This is a genomic window from Polynucleobacter sp. JS-Mosq-20-D10 (genome assembly GCF_018687755.1).
GTDB lineage: Bacteria > Pseudomonadota > Gammaproteobacteria > Burkholderiales > Burkholderiaceae > Polynucleobacter.
Genome location: NZ_CP061305.1, coordinates 131,734 through 147,672, shown reverse-complemented (window position 1 = coordinate 147,672; position 15,939 = coordinate 131,734). Strand labels below are relative to the sequence as shown.

General features: G+C 46.2%; 17 protein-coding genes. 12 read left to right on the top strand and 5 right to left on the bottom strand.

Annotation, left to right across the window (positions count from 1 at the left end; genetic code table 11):
- The first annotated feature begins 60 nt into the window (after nucleotides 1-60).
- The 4 genes from bioA to FD967_RS00815 are packed head-to-tail and all read left to right on the top strand — an operon-like array spanning nucleotide 61 to nucleotide 4,565.
- The gene (bioA, locus tag FD967_RS00830; RefSeq protein WP_215326208.1) at nucleotides 61-1,407 is read left to right on the top strand and encodes an adenosylmethionine--8-amino-7-oxononanoate transaminase; all 1,347 of its coding nucleotides are present in this window, start codon (nucleotides 61-63) and stop codon (nucleotides 1,405-1,407) included.
- A complete protein-coding gene (locus tag FD967_RS00825) occupies nucleotides 1,404-2,630 on the top strand; it encodes an 8-amino-7-oxononanoate synthase (protein ID WP_215326207.1) in 1,227 nt (408 codons plus the stop codon). The genes bioA and FD967_RS00825 overlap by 4 nt, the downstream gene beginning before the upstream one ends.
- Nucleotides 2,630-3,352: a dethiobiotin synthase gene (gene bioD / locus FD967_RS00820; RefSeq protein ID WP_215326206.1), complete on the top strand. Its 723-nt coding sequence runs from the start codon at nucleotides 2,630-2,632 to the stop codon at nucleotides 3,350-3,352. The genes FD967_RS00825 and bioD overlap by 1 nt, the downstream gene beginning before the upstream one ends.
- A 19-nt stretch (nucleotides 3,353-3,371) precedes the next feature.
- Complete coding sequence (locus FD967_RS00815) at nucleotides 3,372-4,565, top strand: M20 aminoacylase family protein (protein WP_215326205.1); 1,194 nt, start codon at nucleotides 3,372-3,374, stop codon at nucleotides 4,563-4,565.
- A 22-nt stretch (nucleotides 4,566-4,587) separates the two neighbouring features.
- On the opposite strand, the gene FD967_RS00810 is transcribed toward FD967_RS00815, so the two are convergent.
- The 3 genes from FD967_RS00810 to apaG form a co-directional block, all read right to left on the bottom strand.
- Nucleotides 4,588-5,364 (bottom strand): enoyl-CoA hydratase, encoded by a 777-nt coding sequence (locus FD967_RS00810; RefSeq protein WP_215326204.1) that lies wholly within the window; start codon nucleotides 5,362-5,364, stop codon nucleotides 4,588-4,590.
- A 25-nt stretch (nucleotides 5,365-5,389) separates the two neighbouring features.
- On the bottom strand, nucleotides 5,390-6,544 hold the full coding sequence (locus FD967_RS00805) for a murein transglycosylase A (protein WP_251369052.1): 1,155 nt from the start codon (nucleotides 6,542-6,544) through the stop codon (nucleotides 5,390-5,392).
- A gap of 125 nt (nucleotides 6,545-6,669) precedes the next feature.
- Complete coding sequence (apaG, locus tag FD967_RS00800; RefSeq protein WP_215326202.1) at nucleotides 6,670-7,044, bottom strand: Co2+/Mg2+ efflux protein ApaG; 375 nt, start codon at nucleotides 7,042-7,044, stop codon at nucleotides 6,670-6,672.
- Nucleotides 7,045-7,093: 49 nt separating this feature from the next.
- Between apaG and rpe the strand changes: the two genes are divergently transcribed.
- Genes rpe through trpC form a run of 5 tightly spaced genes read left to right on the top strand, consistent with a single transcriptional unit; the run spans nucleotide 7,094 to nucleotide 11,736 of the window.
- Nucleotides 7,094-7,819: a ribulose-phosphate 3-epimerase gene (rpe, locus tag FD967_RS00795; protein ID WP_215326201.1), complete on the top strand. Its 726-nt coding sequence runs from the start codon at nucleotides 7,094-7,096 to the stop codon at nucleotides 7,817-7,819.
- Nucleotides 7,819-9,324 carry an anthranilate synthase component I gene (trpE, locus tag FD967_RS00790; RefSeq protein WP_215326200.1) on the top strand — a complete coding sequence of 502 codons (1,506 nt, stop codon included), beginning with the start codon at nucleotides 7,819-7,821 and terminating at the stop codon, nucleotides 9,322-9,324. The genes rpe and trpE overlap by 1 nt, the downstream gene beginning before the upstream one ends.
- Entirely contained in the window at nucleotides 9,308-9,874 is a 567-nt protein-coding gene (locus FD967_RS00785) for an aminodeoxychorismate/anthranilate synthase component II (RefSeq protein ID WP_215326199.1), read from the top strand. Before trpE ends, FD967_RS00785 begins: the two co-directional genes overlap by 17 nt.
- Before the next feature lie 24 nt (nucleotides 9,875-9,898).
- Entirely contained in the window at nucleotides 9,899-10,921 is a 1,023-nt protein-coding gene (gene trpD, locus FD967_RS00780; protein WP_215326198.1) for an anthranilate phosphoribosyltransferase, read from the top strand.
- Between the two features lie 11 nt (nucleotides 10,922-10,932).
- The gene (gene trpC, locus FD967_RS00775; RefSeq protein WP_215326197.1) at nucleotides 10,933-11,736 is read left to right on the top strand and encodes an indole-3-glycerol phosphate synthase TrpC; all 804 of its coding nucleotides are present in this window, start codon (nucleotides 10,933-10,935) and stop codon (nucleotides 11,734-11,736) included.
- Here trpC and FD967_RS00770 read toward each other — a convergent pair.
- Nucleotides 11,733-12,287, bottom strand: coding sequence for a hypothetical protein (locus FD967_RS00770; RefSeq protein ID WP_215326196.1), 555 nt, complete (start codon nucleotides 12,285-12,287; stop codon nucleotides 11,733-11,735). The two genes, trpC and FD967_RS00770, sit on opposite strands and share 4 nt — an antisense overlap.
- Nucleotides 12,288-12,403: 116 nt before the next feature.
- On the opposite strand from FD967_RS00770, the gene FD967_RS00765 reads away from it, so the two are divergent.
- Nucleotides 12,404-12,754, top strand: coding sequence for a hypothetical protein (locus tag FD967_RS00765; RefSeq protein WP_215326195.1), 351 nt, complete (start codon nucleotides 12,404-12,406; stop codon nucleotides 12,752-12,754).
- Nucleotides 12,755-12,816: 62 nt separating this feature from the next.
- Here the strand turns inward: FD967_RS00765 and ychF are convergent, their stop codons facing one another.
- Entirely contained in the window at nucleotides 12,817-13,911 is a 1,095-nt protein-coding gene (gene ychF, locus FD967_RS00760; RefSeq protein WP_215326194.1) for a redox-regulated ATPase YchF, read from the bottom strand.
- Nucleotides 13,912-13,950: 39 nt separating this feature from the next.
- Between ychF and FD967_RS00755 the strand changes: the two genes are divergently transcribed.
- Nucleotides 13,951-15,225, top strand: coding sequence for an FAD-dependent monooxygenase (locus FD967_RS00755; RefSeq protein WP_215326193.1), 1,275 nt, complete (start codon nucleotides 13,951-13,953; stop codon nucleotides 15,223-15,225).
- Nucleotides 15,218-15,934 carry a DsbC family protein gene (locus FD967_RS00750; RefSeq protein ID WP_215326192.1) on the top strand — a complete coding sequence of 239 codons (717 nt, stop codon included), beginning with the start codon at nucleotides 15,218-15,220 and terminating at the stop codon, nucleotides 15,932-15,934. Before FD967_RS00755 ends, FD967_RS00750 begins: the two co-directional genes overlap by 8 nt.
- Nucleotides 15,935-15,939 lie beyond the last annotated feature (5 nt).

The following is a 15,939-nucleotide window of genomic DNA, read 5'->3' as shown; positions in this document are numbered from 1 at the left end:
AGGCATAAACATAACAGATACAGGTCTAAATTAGGAAAAACTAGTGGTCAAATACCAAACATGAAGCTTATTTCTGATCCAAATCAAACCTCTCTGGTTGATCGCAGCCTAGATGCCGTTTGGCATCCCTGCACTCAGATGAAGCATCACGAGTCATTGCCATTAATTGCCATTACAAAAGGCAAGGGTGCTTGGCTCTTTGATGACCAGGGCAATGCCCTCCTAGATTGCATTAGCTCCTGGTGGACCAATCTGTTTGGTCACTCCAATCCGCGCATCAACCAAGCCATTACGAGTCAGCTTGAAAAAATTGAACATGTCATGCTCGCTGGATTTACCCACCCTCCCGTTGTGGAACTGTCCGAGAAACTATCCGCTTTAACTCAAGGCCATTTGGGTCACGTGTTTTTTGCATCCGATGGTGCGTCTGCAGTAGAGATTGCTTTGAAGATGAGCCACCACTTCTGGCGACTCAATCATCAGCCCCAAAAGAAAAAATTTGTCTGCCTAGAAAATGGTTACCACGGTGAAACTTTGGGCGCATTAGCAGTCACTGATGTTGCCATCTTTCGAGAAGCATATGGGTCGCTATTGCAAGATGTTTTTACCGCGCCTTCACCTGATGCACGAAAAGCACAGCCTGGTGAAAGCGCTCACGATGTCGCCATGCAGGCAGCAGAAAAATTAGAAGAGCTACTGAAGACAGAGCATCACAATATCGCCGCAATCATTATTGAACCACTCGTTCAATGCGCTGGGCAAATGGCAATGTACTCTCCTGAATATTTGCGCTCAGTAAGATTGCTCTGTGATAATTACAATATTCACTTGATCGCTGATGAGATCGCAGTAGGCTGTGGTCGATCAGGAAAGTTTTTTGCTTGTGAGCATGCGGGAATTTGGCCCGACTTCTTGACGCTTTCTAAAGGTATCAGTGGTGGATACCTTCCGTTGTCACTCTCGATGACAACTGCCAAAATTTATCAGGCCTTTTATGGCGATCAAATGCAACAGGGTTTCTTGCACTCGCATTCCTACACGGGTAATCCATTGGCATGCGCTGCTGCCCTCGCCTGCTTAGAAATCTTCGAGACTGAATCTGTTCTTGAAAAAAATCTTGAGCGCAGTAAAGACCTGAGCAGTGCATTTGCTTGGGCAAAAATTGATCCTCGTGTTCAACATTGGCGCCAGCAGGGAATGATCTTGGCATTCGACGTCAAGCCCGAATCACTTCAGCGTAAAAATACTTTTTCACGAGAGATGTTTTCAGCAGGTATGGCAGAGGGTATTCTCATCAGACCCATTGGTAATACGATTTACGTCATGCCGCCGTATATTCTCTCTACTGAAGAAGCGATACAAATGGGCGCCTCTATACAGCGTGCCCTAAATAAGGTGCTGATATGAGTGCCCACTTTAGAGCTCGCGATATGGCAGAGCATCAAATTGCTGACCTAGATGCGCAGTTGCTCAGACGTAAATTGCGTACCACCGTATCACCCTGTGATACCAAGGCTCGGGTTGACCAACGAGAACTCAAAGCATTTTGTAGTAATGACTACTTAGGTCTGGCCAATCACCCTGAATTAGTTGCTGCGCTTGCGGAAGGTGCAAAACGATATGGGGCTGGAAGCGGTGCATCACACTTAATCAGCGGCCATAGCATTGCGCATGACTTGCTTGAAAAAAAATTAGCAGCCTATGAGAGTAAACACATTCCCAATGCAAGAGCATTGTTCTTGAGTACCGGCTATCTTGCAAACATCAATGCCATTACCGGTCTCAGTAAACTTGCCAATCAAGGTGAAGTGAGTATTTATTCAGCCAAACTCAATCATGCCTCTTTGATTGATGGTGTTCGTCTAGCAAGTTCACAAACTAAAGCCAAAGTGACTTTGTTTGATCACCAAAATCTCGATTTTCTAAAAGAAGAATTAAAGCAAGATGCGCACCCACTCAAATTGATTGTGGTCGATGGCGTCTTCAGTATGGATGGAGATATCGCGCCCGTAAAAGATCTACTTGATCTTGCCGAACAATATGATGCGCTACTGATGGTAGATGATGCGCATGGCTTTGGTGTACTTGGCGAACAGGGCCATGGCATTCTGGAGCAATCGAGCGTACATTCAGAAAGAATTATTTACATTGGCACGCTTGGCAAAGCAGCTGGCGTTAGCGGTGCATTTATTTGTGCAGCCTCACCCTTTATTGAATGGCTCATCCAAAAAGGGCGCCCCTATATTTACAGCACTGCTACGCCGCCTGCGATTGCACATACCCTACTTACCAGCTTGGAACTAATCGAGGGTAAGGAAGGTATTGCGCGTCGCAAACAATTAAATCAACTGATTCAAATTTGGCGCGATGAAATGACTTTCCAAAAGTGGGAAAAAACGCCCTCATCCACCCCAATACAGCCTGTGATCTTAGGAAGTAATGCCAGCGCATTGGCAGCTGCTAAGTGCTTAGATGAGGCAGGTTATTGGATTCCAGCAATCCGACCGCCTACCGTTCCTATTGGCAGCTCTCGTCTTCGTATCACTTTTTCTGCAAACCATAGTGTTGATGACCTACGCGAGCTGATCAAGACATTGCAGATGATTGAGCAAGAGATAAAAAGCAATTGATGACACTAAGTACATATACTGGTTTTTTTGTCACGGGAACTGATACGGAAGTTGGCAAAACTTTGGTCAGCGGCGCACTCATTCTTAAACTGAGAGAATCTGGTATTCACACGGTGGGCTTTAAACCCGTGGTTGCAGGCACTTATATTGACGCTAGTGGCCAAACACTCAATGAAGACTTAGAGACATTGCGTATTGCTTCAGGATTAAAGTCACGCGAGCAAAGTCTTTGTCCATTTGTTTTAGATGTGGCGGCAGCCCCCCATCTCGTTGCCCAGAAAAATAATGTGCATTTAGATGCTACCCGAATCTTAGATGAATTCAATGCATTGACCTCAGCATTTGATTCGGTAGTAGTTGAAGGTGCAGGTGGATTTTTAGTCCCTCTAAATGAGCAAGAGGATTTGGGGGATGTAGCGCAGGCGATGGATTTACCAGTCATTCTCGTAGTGGGTATGCGCTTGGGCTGCATTAATCATGCCCTGCTCACTTGTGAAGCAATTGTGTCGCGCCAGTTGACAATTGCGGGCTGGGTAGCCAACACGCTTGCAGAAGAAATGCCTCTATTAACTGAAAATATTCAAACCCTGAAAGACCGAATTTTTGCACCTTTTTTAGGTCTTATTCCGACTCTTCCACAGCAGCTTCAGAAATTAGAGGATGCCCCCTATTTCATTGAGGCCTTAGGGTTTGCTGCAGAGCATATAAAACTACCGGAGTAAATTCAGATAAGATTAATCTATGCGATTACTTCCAGAAATTATCGACTCCGCATCAGCTATTCAAGAGATTCGCCGCAATATTCATGCGCATCCAGAATTACGTTTTGAAGAAAATCGTACGTCCGATCTGGTAGCTGAGGCACTTTCGAGCTGGGGAATTACGGTTTATCGCGGCCTTGGAAAAACTGGAGTTGTTGGAAGACTCGATGGGGAATTGGGTCCAGGCAAGATGATTGGATTGCGTGCCGACATGGATGCACTACCATTACAAGAACACAATAACTTTGAACATACTTCAAAGAATCCCGGCAAGATGCATGCCTGTGGCCATGATGGTCACACTGCCATGCTCTTGGGTGCCGCTCAATACTTATCCAACCATCGAGACTTTACCGGTTCAGTCATTTTCATTTTTCAGCCAGCAGAAGAGGGTGGTGCCGGCGCGCAAGAAATGATCAATGATGGACTCTTTAAGCAATTTCCTTGCGATGCTGTCTTTGGTCTGCATAACTGGCCAGGACTTGCCGAAGGGCATTTTGGTGTGACATCTGGCCCGATGATGGCTTCCAGTAATACTTTTGAAATCACCATTCGAGGTAAAGGTGGACATGCCGCCTTGCCACACAATAGCGCTGATCCCGTACTTGCTGGCACCCAAGTTGTACAAGCATTGCAAAGTATCATTACACGTAATAAGCGCCCAGTAGATGCAGCAGTGTTATCGGTAACGCAGTTCCATGCGGGTGAGACTAGTAACGTTATTCCGGATAGTGCTTTTATTGGTGGAACCGTTCGCACATTTACCATCGAAGTCTTAGATTTAATTGAACAACGTTTGAGAGAGATCTCACACAATGTAGCTAGCGCATTTGACTGTCAAGCAGAGGTTCACTTTGCTCGCAACTATCCTCCACTCATCAATCATGACAAGGAAGTGAATTTTGCAAGCGAGATAATGAGTGATCTGGTCGGGGCACAAAACGTCAATACCTCTATCGACCCAACAATGGGCGCAGAAGACTTTGCATTCATGCTCCTAGAGAAACCGGGTTGCTATGTGTTTCTAGGCAATGGTGATGGCGATCATCGCTCGGTAGGTCATGGCATGGGCCCTTGCCATCTTCATAACCCCTCTTATGACTTTAATGACGCACTGATCCCAGTAGGCGTTAGCTACTGGGTCAAGCTAGCTCAACGCTACTTAGAAAAATAATTCACTCTGAGTGCTACATTTTTTACGAGTTCGTAAATTGAGCTGGGCGCTTTTCCATAAAAGCCGCCATACCTTCTTTTTGATCATTGGTTGCAAAACAAGAGTGGAATAAACGACGCTCAAGGTGCATGCCTTCAGATAGCGTAGTTTCATATGCGGCATTAATTGCTTCTTTCACCATCATCGCAGTCAGCAGCGGCATATCTGCAATTGTCTTAGCGATCACTTTCACTTCTTTTAGTAAATCTGCTTGCGGGAAAATCCGGGCAACAAGACCAGAGCGCTCAGCTTCAGCCGCATCCATCATCCGGCCGGTCAGCGCCAAATCCATTGCCTTTGCTTTTGAGATTGCGCGTGGTAAACGTTGCGTACCGCCAGCGCCAGGGATAATTCCCAACTTCACTTCTGGTTGAGCAAACTTCGCATTATCAGCTGCCATGATGGTGTCGCACATCATCGCCAACTCACATCCACCGCCAAGGGCATAACCAGATACCGCTGCAATGACTGGCTTGCGCACTTTTTTGATCTCTTCCCAGTTACGAGAAATAAAGCCGCTACGATAAACATCAGCAAATCCATACTTTGCCATCGTTGCAATATCCGCACCGGCGGCAAAAGCTTTCTCACTACCGGTTACGATGATGCAACCAATATTGTCATCAGCATCAAAACCCAACAGCGCCTTACCCAACTCATTCATTAACTCATCATTTAGAGCATTTAATACCTGAGGACGATTGAGAGTAATGACGGCAACTTTGCCATCCACTTCAGTCAATATGGTGTTGTAGGTCATCGATCTCTTTCAAAAAATAATTTGTTCAGCGTGGCAACAATAACCACATCTTGCCATCCTGCTTCATGCGTCCTGCTAACTCACCTGCAGAATCCCCGGATCCCCAATAGTAATCTGCTCGTACCCCGCCCACAATGGCTTTACCTGTATCTTGGGCCATCACCAACTTTTGCAAAGTTTGGCTACTCAAGGGTTTGGTAGTACTCAAAAAGACTGGAGCACCTAAAGGCATCGCTTTCAGATCAATGGCAATACTCCGTTCGGCTGTTAAAGGTACTCCTAAAGCACCATTGGGGCCTAGATCAGAGCTGACATTACTCGGCAACTCTTTAAAGAATACAAATCGAGGATTAGCATTGAGCATCTCCTCTACTCGGCCTGGATTGCGCTTGGCCCATGCAGAAATACCCTGCATCGTTGCCTCTCCACGCGTGATCTCCTTGCGATCGAGCAACCACTGGGCAAAAGACTTGAACGGCTGATCATTGGTGCCGGCATAACCGAGTCGCAATACGCGTCCATCTTCTAAACGAATTTTTCCAGAGCCTTGAATTTGCATAAAAGCAGCAGCTACAGGATCTTGCACCCAGGCGATTTCTGAACCTCGGAGCACTCCGGAGCTCATAATCTCAGCACGTGTTGGCGCAGGGCTTGGCTTTGAGCCTTTCCAGGCATTTGGCAGGCCGTACAAGGGAACAGAGTAAGTAGCTGTGCGGGTCTGGGAGCCATTCATGACGGGCTCGTAATAACCGGTGATTAGCCCAGATTCGTTGCCTGTAGCGCTGTTACGTACTTCGTATGCCTGAAAATTTCCCTCGAAGTATTGGCGAATTGCACGTTCATCACGGCCTGAAACATTACCGGCTTGAGCGCATGCCTGGCGCCAATTAATTTCACTATTACGTTTACGCAGGGCATCACAACTCTTGAGCCAAGCTGGCCAAGCCTGGGTTAAATCATCCTCCTGCCAACCAGGTAAGTCTTGCCAGGTAACAGATCGGAAGCTGGCGATCGAGGAGCTATATGCGGATGGGGGGCTGCCAGTTGAGCGGTAAATAGAGCCCCGGGTAGGAGGTGTAGAGCATGCTGCTAACAAGCTAGCGATGCTGAGAGCGAATACACTGCAGACAAAGACTCGCGAAGTATTTTCGCGACTTATTAATTTGAATATAGAAATCATGATTGCCAATTTACTCGATGAATACCCCATGATCTTGTTTGCTCTGGAGGGTGGCCTAGCCTTAGCCCTGCTACTTTTTATCGTCCTTTGGACTGGTAAAGGCAAAAAATAGAGTTTTTGAGAACCTAGTGCAAGGTTCTCGGCATCACCAAGGCAAATTCAGGGATTGGGGCCTGGAAAAACTGAGCTTCTTCAGTGACACAGAAATACTCCCCACGCATTGTTCCCGCCGGCGTTGGTAAAGTGGCCCAGCTGGTGTACTCAAACTGTTCCCCTGCCCGTAAAAGGGGTTGTTGTCCTACCACCCCCAAGCCACGAACCTCTTGGACATCATTTTCCCCATCGGTAATAAACCAATGACGGGCGATTAACTGGATGATGGCCGTACCGGTGTTTTTAATAGTGACCGTGTAGGCAAAGGCAAACTGACGATTATCGGGGTCAGACTGGTCGGCCAAATACTGAGTTTTGACTGTAATGCTGATTTCATGAGGATTCATGCTCGAATTCTGCTCCATCCTAAGCCCAACTGCAAGCTAGAATCTAGGGATGGATAGCCAGAAATCACCCCTAAATAGCCAGTTTGTCATTGCCCCCTCCATTTTGTCGGCTGACTTTGCCTGCCTGGGCAAGGAAATTCAGGACGTTCTCTTGGCGGGAGCAGACTGGATTCACTTTGATGTGATGGACAACCACTACGTTCCGAACCTGACTATTGGCCCCTTGGTTTGCGAGGCAATTCGCCCACATGCAACAAAAGATGGCAAGCCAGCGATGATTGATGTGCACCTGATGGTGGAACCAGTAGATCGCCTCATTCCAGATTTTGCAAAAGCAGGTGCAAACCTGATTAGCTTTCATCCAGAGGCAAGTCCTCATGTGAACCGCACAATTAATTTGATTCGCGATCAAGGTTGTCAAGCTGGATTGGTTTTAAACCCAGCAACACCGCTTGATCACCTCGATCACACGCTCGATTTGCTAGACCTAGTCTTACTCATGTCAGTCAACCCAGGCTTTGGTGGTCAGTCGTTTATCCCAAGCACTCTAAATAAGATTACTCAAGTGCGTGCGCGCCTAGATCGTTATCAACAAGAAACTGGTCGCCATATTCGTCTTGAAGTGGATGGCGGAATTAAGGTCGACAATATTGCAGAAGTAGCCAAAGCTGGTGCAGATACTTTTGTTGCTGGCTCCGCAATCTTTGGCAAAGAAAATTATGCTGACGTGGTTAAAGCGATGCGCGCAGAACTAGCGACGTCAGGAAAAGCGTAATGCAGCACGAAGAATTTCTTGCCCTCGCAAAACAGGGTTTCAATCGCATTCCATTAGTGAAAGAAGTTTTGGCAGACTTGGAGACACCGCTCTCGCTATACGTCAAGCTCACTCAAACCTTTGGACAAAAAAATACATACCTTCTAGAATCTGTCTTAGGTGGTGAGCGCTTTGGTCGCTTCTCTTTTATTGGGCTACCTGCAAAAACTGTTTTGAGAACAGTGGGTACGCCAGATGCACCACTCACTGAAGTACTCTTCAATGACAAGGTGATTGAAAGTAATCATGACAACCCATTGGATTTTGTAGACGCTTATTTCAAGCGCTTTAAGGTAGCAGTACAAGCCGGACTCCCGCGCTTCTGTGGTGGGCTTGCGGGCTACTTTGGCTATGACACGGTTCGTTACATTGAATCGCGTTTAGCAAAACACCATCTGCCAGATGAATTAGGTGTACCCGATATTCAATTGATGCTCACCGAAGAGTTGGCAGTTATTGATAACGTTGCAGGTCGCATTTATTTAATTGTCTATGCAGACCCCAGCGTGACAGATAGCTTTGATAAGGGCCAAGCTCGATTAAAAGAATTGCTTGCTTGCTTAAGCAAGCCTGTGAGCATGCCAACCTCTTTGCCAAGTGCTAAAACAGAATTGATCCGCAAGTTCAAGGCAGCAGATTTTGAAAATGCCGTTCTCAAAACCAAAGAATATATTTTGGCCGGTGATTGCATGCAGGTAGTGATCGGCCAGCGCATTAGTAAACCATTTACAGATTCACCGCTTGCTCTATATCGTGCATTGCGCTCTTTGAATCCATCGCCTTACATGTACTTCTATGACTTTGGCGATCTACAAGTAGTCGGCTCATCACCAGAGATTTTGGTGCGCCAAGAGCAACGTGAAAGTCAGAAGATTGTGACGATTCGTCCATTAGCGGGCACACGCCCCCGTGGCACGACACCCGAAGAAGATGAGCGTCTTGCCACAGAATTACTTGCCGATCCAAAAGAAATTGCTGAACATGTCATGTTGATTGACTTGGCGCGTAACGATGTTGGTCGTATTGCAAAAACAGGCACCGTCAAAGTGACTGATTCGATGTCGATTGAAAAATATTCCCACGTACAGCATATTGTGAGCTCTGTTGAAGGTGAGCTATTGGACAATATGAGCAATATGGATGTTCTACGCGCAACCTTTCCTGCTGGCACTTTATCGGGCGCCCCAAAAATTCGGGCGATGGAAATTATTGATGAGATGGAGATTGTGAAACGCGGAGTTTATGGTGGCGCAGTAGGTTACCTCTCCTTCTCTGGAGATATGGATGTGGCGATCGCCATTCGTACCGGTGTAATTCGTGATGGCGTATTACATTCTCAGGCAGGCGCTGGTGTAGTAGCAGACTCTGACCCCACAGCCGAGTGGAAAGAAACCGAAGTGAAAGCTCGAGCAGTATTAATGGCAGCTGATTTAGTACAAGGAGGACTCGATGCTCCTCATGATTGATAACTACGATTCATTTACCTACAACCTCGTTCAGTATTTTGCAGAACTTGGTGAGGAGGTAAAGGTTTTCCGTAATGATGAAATTTCCGTTGAAGAGATTGCCAAAATCAATCCTGCACGTATTTGTATATCACCTGGACCATGCAGTCCGGCTGAGGCAGGAATTTCTGTAGCCGCAATTCAACGCTATGCAGGAAAAATTCCCATTCTTGGTGTCTGCCTTGGACACCAAGCAATTGGTGAAGCATTCGGCGGAAAAATTATTCGCGCCCAGAAAGTCATGCATGGCAAAACGGATGACATTCACCATACCGGCGTAGGTGTTTTCAAAGATTTACCCAACCCATTCAAGGTGACGCGTTATCACTCCCTCGCGATTGAAAAAAGTTCATTGCCGACAATGCTTGAAATAACCGCCACTTCTTCTGATGGGGAAATTATGGGTGTACGCCATAAAGAACTGGCGGTAGAAGGGGTGCAGTTCCACCCAGAATCGATCCTCTCTGAGCATGGCCATGCTCTACTCAAGAATTTCTTGCAAGCGAAATAACCCACAGGTATTAAGTCAATCCCTATGTCCATTACTCCACAGCAAGCTTTACAACGTTGCATTGAACATCGTGAACTCTTTCATGATGAGATGACGGCAATGATGCGCCTCATCATGAGTGGCGAGATGCCGCCGACCTTGGTTGCAGGTCTGTTGGTTGCCCTGCGTACCAAAAAAGAGACTGTTGGTGAAATCGCCGCAGCTGCGCAAGTCATGCGTGAGTTTGCGACGCCAGTTCATGTAGAAGACAGAAAAAATTTAGTTGACGTAGTGGGCACAGGCGGAGATGGTGCGCACACTTTCAATATTTCTACAGCTGCCATGTTTGTCGCCGCAGCGGCTGGTGCAAAAATTGCTAAGCATGGCAATCGTAGCGTGAGTAGCAAATCAGGTAGCGCAGATATTCTGGAGTCCTTAGGCGTTAAGCTATCACTCTCACCTGAGCAGGTTGCAAAATGCATTTCTGATGTAGGGGCAGGCTTTATGTTTGCGCCGAACCATCATCCTGCAATGAAGAATGTTGTGCCGATTCGCAAAGATTTGGGTGTACGCACGATTTTCAATATCCTAGGCCCCCTTACAAACCCAGCAGATGCCAAGCGCATCCTGATGGGCGTATTTCATGCTGACTTAGTTGGTATCCAGACACGTGTATTGCAAGCTATGGGATTGGATCACGCATTAGTGGTTTATGGCCGCGATGGTTTAGATGAGATCTCTCTCGAGGGCCCCACCCTCGTTGGCGAATTGAAAGATGGTCAGGTTCATGAATACGAGATTCATCCAAAAGACTTTGGTTTAAGTACAGCCCCTACCAGCAGCTTTAAAGTAGCCGATGCTGAAGAATCTAAAGCGATTGTTTTAGATGTGCTCAATAAAAAATCCGGCCCAGCAAGTGACATTGTTTGCCTCAACGCTGGTGCGGTACTCTATGTAGCTGATGTAGCACCAAGTATTGCCAGCGGTATTCAGATGGCACAAGCAGCCATTGCATCTGGTGCTGCTCGTCAAAAGCTAGACCAATTTGTAGCAGCAACCCAAAACTAATTAAGATCTTCATGAGCGATATCCTCGACAAAATTGTTGCTACCAAGAAAATGGAGATCGCCACCGATTTAAGAAAGATCTCTTTAGCCAATCAACGTGATCAGGCTGAAGAAAATAATCGTGATGCACCATTAAAGCCACGAGGCTTTATTCAATCTATCGAGCGAAAGATTGCAGCAGGTAAGGCCGGCGTGATTACCGAGATTAAGAAAGCTAGTCCAAGCAAAGGAATCTTGCGAGCGAATTTTCAGCCAGCTGAGATTGCTGAGTCCTACGAAAAAAATGGTGCAGCCTGTTTGTCTGTCCTCACAGATAAAGATTATTTTCAAGGGACTAATGCTTACCTTCAGACCGCAAGAGCTGCATGCAATATCCCAGTCTTACGCAAAGACTTCACGATCGACCCCTATCAAGTCTATGAAGCAAGGGCAATAGGTGCTGATGCTATTTTGCTCATTGTGGCCTGCTTAGAACTCAATCAAATGAAGGAGCTAGAAGCTTGTGCTCATGAACTCAGTCTCGATGTCCTCGTTGAGGTTCATAACGCTCCTGAATTAGAGCAAGCCCTTGAATTAAAAACGCCATTGCTTGGAATCAATAATCGTAACCTGAAGACTTTTGAAGTTACCCTTCAAACAACCCTGTCCTTGCTGTCAATGGTTCCTAATGGAAAAACCCTGGTTACCGAATCTGGAATTATGAGTCGCGCCGATGTGCAACTGATGCGCGATCATCAAATCAATGCATTCTTGGTGGGCGAAGCCTTTATGCGTGCGAGTGATCCGGGCGCAGCTTTAAGCGAACTGTTTAACTAGGAACGCTTGGAGGGCTTCAGCAAATCTAGCCCAACTTTAATCAGCCCAACGAGCACTGTCGTGCCAAGCACATCACCAATGAGCATCACCAAGAAGTGATTAAAACTTCCGGTCTCATCAAGACTTCGGACCGAAAACCACCATTGATGTAAGCCTGCGCTCAGGATTGCATAAACCAAAGTGCAGATTACCAACTTCGGTAAAGTCAAATTACTCAGATCAGATGAGATATCTAAATTCCTCAATATAAAGACTCTGGCTAAGTAGGGCGCAAAGCCGGAAATCAAACCAATGCCTATACAGGTTGCGAGTTCACGAGGGAATGACCCTAAATAACTAATAAAAAAGGATGCGATGGCTATTCCTAATGCGCCCGGTAAGCCAAATATCAGAGTAAGAAATAAACGAAGGCCAGCAGGTAAATAGATCCAGCTCACCCCTAAGCCAAAAATGAGATGGGCAGTTAGCCCATCATTGATATAAAACAAAACTATGTACGCTAGCGCACTAATTAAAAAACCTAAAAGCCACTCTAAAATTATTTTTTTCATGATTGGCGACATGTTGATTAACTTAATACTATGTCACGCTAGCAATCCAATTTATGCAGGTATATACTCTCATCGTTAACCCTTAGGCGAATAGCCCTCTAAATCTTTAATCTTTTATGTCGATCACTAAACCTTCTTACTACATCCGATTTTTAAACTTGATTGATGCTCTTGATCGAATTAACCCTGGCAAAAAACTCGACTCCATTGAAGAAAGTTTGTTGGACAAAATCATTTTGGGCTTTCATGCCAAGCAACCCCTGTTAGTCGGTGATTTAATTTCTCTGTCTGAGTTTGGCTCTCAAGCCACACTTCACGGGCGCCTGAAGAATCTCAGTGCCATGGGCTATATCAAGATGGTAGTGAATGAAGATGGGCGCAAAAAAGAAGTAGTGCCCACTAAGGTCGCCATCAAGCGCTATGAAGAAATTTCTAAGTGCCTAGAAAAGGCTGTCAAAGCGGGTTGATTTACCCCTCAAGAAAGCAAAAAGCCCTTACTGGTAAGGGCTTTTTCTTTAGAGATGATGCTTTAGACGTTAAAGAGGAAGTTTAAGACATCTCCATCTTTAACGACATACTCCTTACCTTCGGCACGCATCTTGCCAGCCTCTTTGGCACCAGACTCACCTTTGAATTGAACAAAGTCTTCAAATGCAATAGTTTGCGCACGAATAAATCCACGCTCAAAGTCCGTATGAATAACCCCTGCAGCCTGTGGGGCTGTATCGCCCTGATGGATTGTCCATGCACGAACTTCTTTAACACCAGCGGTGAAGTAGGTCTGTAGCCCTAATAACTTATAACCCGCACGAATGACGCGATCTAATCCTGACTCCTCCATACCTAGGTCGGCAAGGAACTCCACTCTATCGGCATCATCCAAGTCAGCAATCTCAGCCTCAATTGCGGCGCATACCGCCACTACTGGAGCACCCTCTTTGGCCGCATGCTGAATAACTGCCTCTAAATGAGGATTATTTTCAAAACCGTCTTCTTTGACGTTGGCAATATACATTGCTGGCTTTGCTGTGATTAAGCAGAGCGGCTTTAGGAGCAAGTTTTCTTCTTCAGTCAACTGCATGCTGCGTACCGGCTGGGCTTGATCTAAGTGAGCCTGCACTTTGGTCAGCACAGCCACTAAGGCTGCGGCCTCTTTGTCATTACCTGACTTAGCCGCCTTGCTTGAGCGCTGTAGCGTTTTTTCAACCGTAGTTAAATCTGACAAGGCTAATTCGGTATCGATCACAGCGATATCGGAAATTGGGTCAATCTTCCCGGCCACGTGTATTACATTAGCATCCTCGAAACAGCGCACCACATGGGTAATGGCGTCAGTTTCACGAATATTGGCTAAAAATTGATTACCTAGACCTTCACCTTTCGAGGCACCAGCTACCAATCCCGCAATATCGACAAACTCGACAGCTGCGGGCAAGATGCGCTCAGGCTTGACGATCTCAGCCAAAGCGGCAAGACGGGGGTCAGGAACCTCGACCACGCCTACATTAGGCTCGATCGTGCAGAAAGGATAGTTTTCTGCCGCGATTCCAGCCTTGGTAAGCGCGTTAAAGAGGGTAGATTTGCCGACGTTAGGCAGGCCGACGATGCCACATTTCAAAGACATGGCTGTATTGTAAAGGGCTAGTTTCGATATCATCGAGATATGTCAGAAGTTCACCCAAATACCTTGGTCAAATTGCCCAAAAATACCTCTCAGATACGAACCGTAGATATTGCCGTAGTCGGCGGAGGCATCGTGGGCAAGGCTTGTGCCTTAGGTCTAGCGCAACTTGGGCTACAAACGGTTCAGATAGCCCCCGATTTAGGGCAAATCGTTGCAGCCCCCGAGGGCAGTCAATGGGGGCAACGTATTTATGCTTTTTCTCCAGGCACCCAAAAATTATTGGCTCATCTACAAGTTTGGGATGCGGTTGATCACAGCCGCTTACAAGCTGTTCGGGATATGCGGATTTTTGGCGATCGCGGCGAAAAGCAGGATCAACTGCATCTATCAGCTTTTGAGGCAGGTGTTCCCCAACTAGCCTGGATTGGCGAATCGAATGTAATCGAGCACACCCTAGATCAAGCGTCACGCTTTCAAAGTAAATTGGAGCGCATGAATGGCGCAGTAGAAAATATTCAAGTGATTACTGATGGTGTTCTGCTCCATCTGCAAGATGGTTCAAGCTTGAGAGCCCAACTCCTGATTGCGGCCGATGGCGCTAATTCACCCATCCGCTCAGAGTTAGGGATTTCTGCAAAAGAGGAAAGCTATTCACAAAATGCCGTAGTAGCCAATTGGATTTGCACTAGCGCCCATTTAGAAACTGCTTATCAATGGTTTTTGCCAGGCGGCGATATTGTGGCGATGTTACCGCTACCAAATAAACAAGTATCTATGGTGTGGTCAACCTCACCAGAAAATGCTGCGGATCTTTTAAAACTCGATTTTGCAGGGTGGGCTGAAAAGTTTTCCTCGATTGCTAATGGAGCAATAGCTGCTCAACTTGGAGCGCTCACGCTTAATTCAACGCCAGCGACTTTTCCCCTCAGAAGAATTCAGACGAGTCGATTTATTGGCCCAGCAGAAAATCCAAAAGTAGTTCTGATTGGGGATGCGGCGCATGTCATTCATCCACTAGCAGGGCAAGGATTAAATTTAGGCCTCAGAGATGTTGCATCACTACTTCATGTGCTGAGTAAACAAGAATCTTTTCGACCACTAAATGACATAGTGCTACTGCGTCGCTACGAGCGCCAACGTCAAGGTGATACCAGCGCATTAATTTGGGTAACAGATAAACTCAAAAAGCTTTTCTCAGCGAGTAGTAGCACTGAAAGGCAATTACGTAATTGGGGGCTGGGAATGGTCAATCGTAGTCACTTCATTAAACGGCGGCTCATTGAACGCGCTCTCGGAGATACTGATTTTGAATAAATTACTTTCTATTCTCGCTTTAGCTTGCTCTTTCACATTTTTAGCGGGAACAGTCAACGCGCAATCGGAGCAGCAAGTCCGATCTGAGCTCCAAAAGAAGATTGGCCCAAACACAAAAATCAAAAGTGTTTCTCAATCGCCCATCTCCGGCATATACGAAGTGTTAGTCGGAAATGAGGTTTTTTACACGGATGCAAATAGTAAATATTTAATCCAGGGTGAAATTATTGAGATCGCTACTGGGAAAAATATTACTGAACAAAAACAGGCAGACCTCAATCGCATCAAATGGACCGAACTTAATCCATCAAATGCTTTAAAAGCAGTACGCGGAAATGGCAGTCGACAGTTAGCCATTTTCTCTGACCCGAATTGCGGCTACTGCAAACGTTTAGAAAAATCCTTGCAGCAACTAGATAACGTTACGGTCTATACCTACCTTATCCCGATTCTGTCAGCCGACTCTGCGCTAAAGTCGAAACAAATTTGGTGTTCTGCTGATCCCCAGAAAGCCTATATTGATTGGATGATCAATGGCATTGCACCTAGTGGTAAGAGCGACTGCACCACGCCTTTAGATAAAAATATGGCCTTTGCCAAAACCTACGGAATTACAGGTACCCCTACCATCTTCTTTACTGATGGCAGCCGCTTTCCCGGTGCGGTTCAAATCGTCGATATTGAAAAGAAATTTAGCAGCCTGAAGTAACAGCC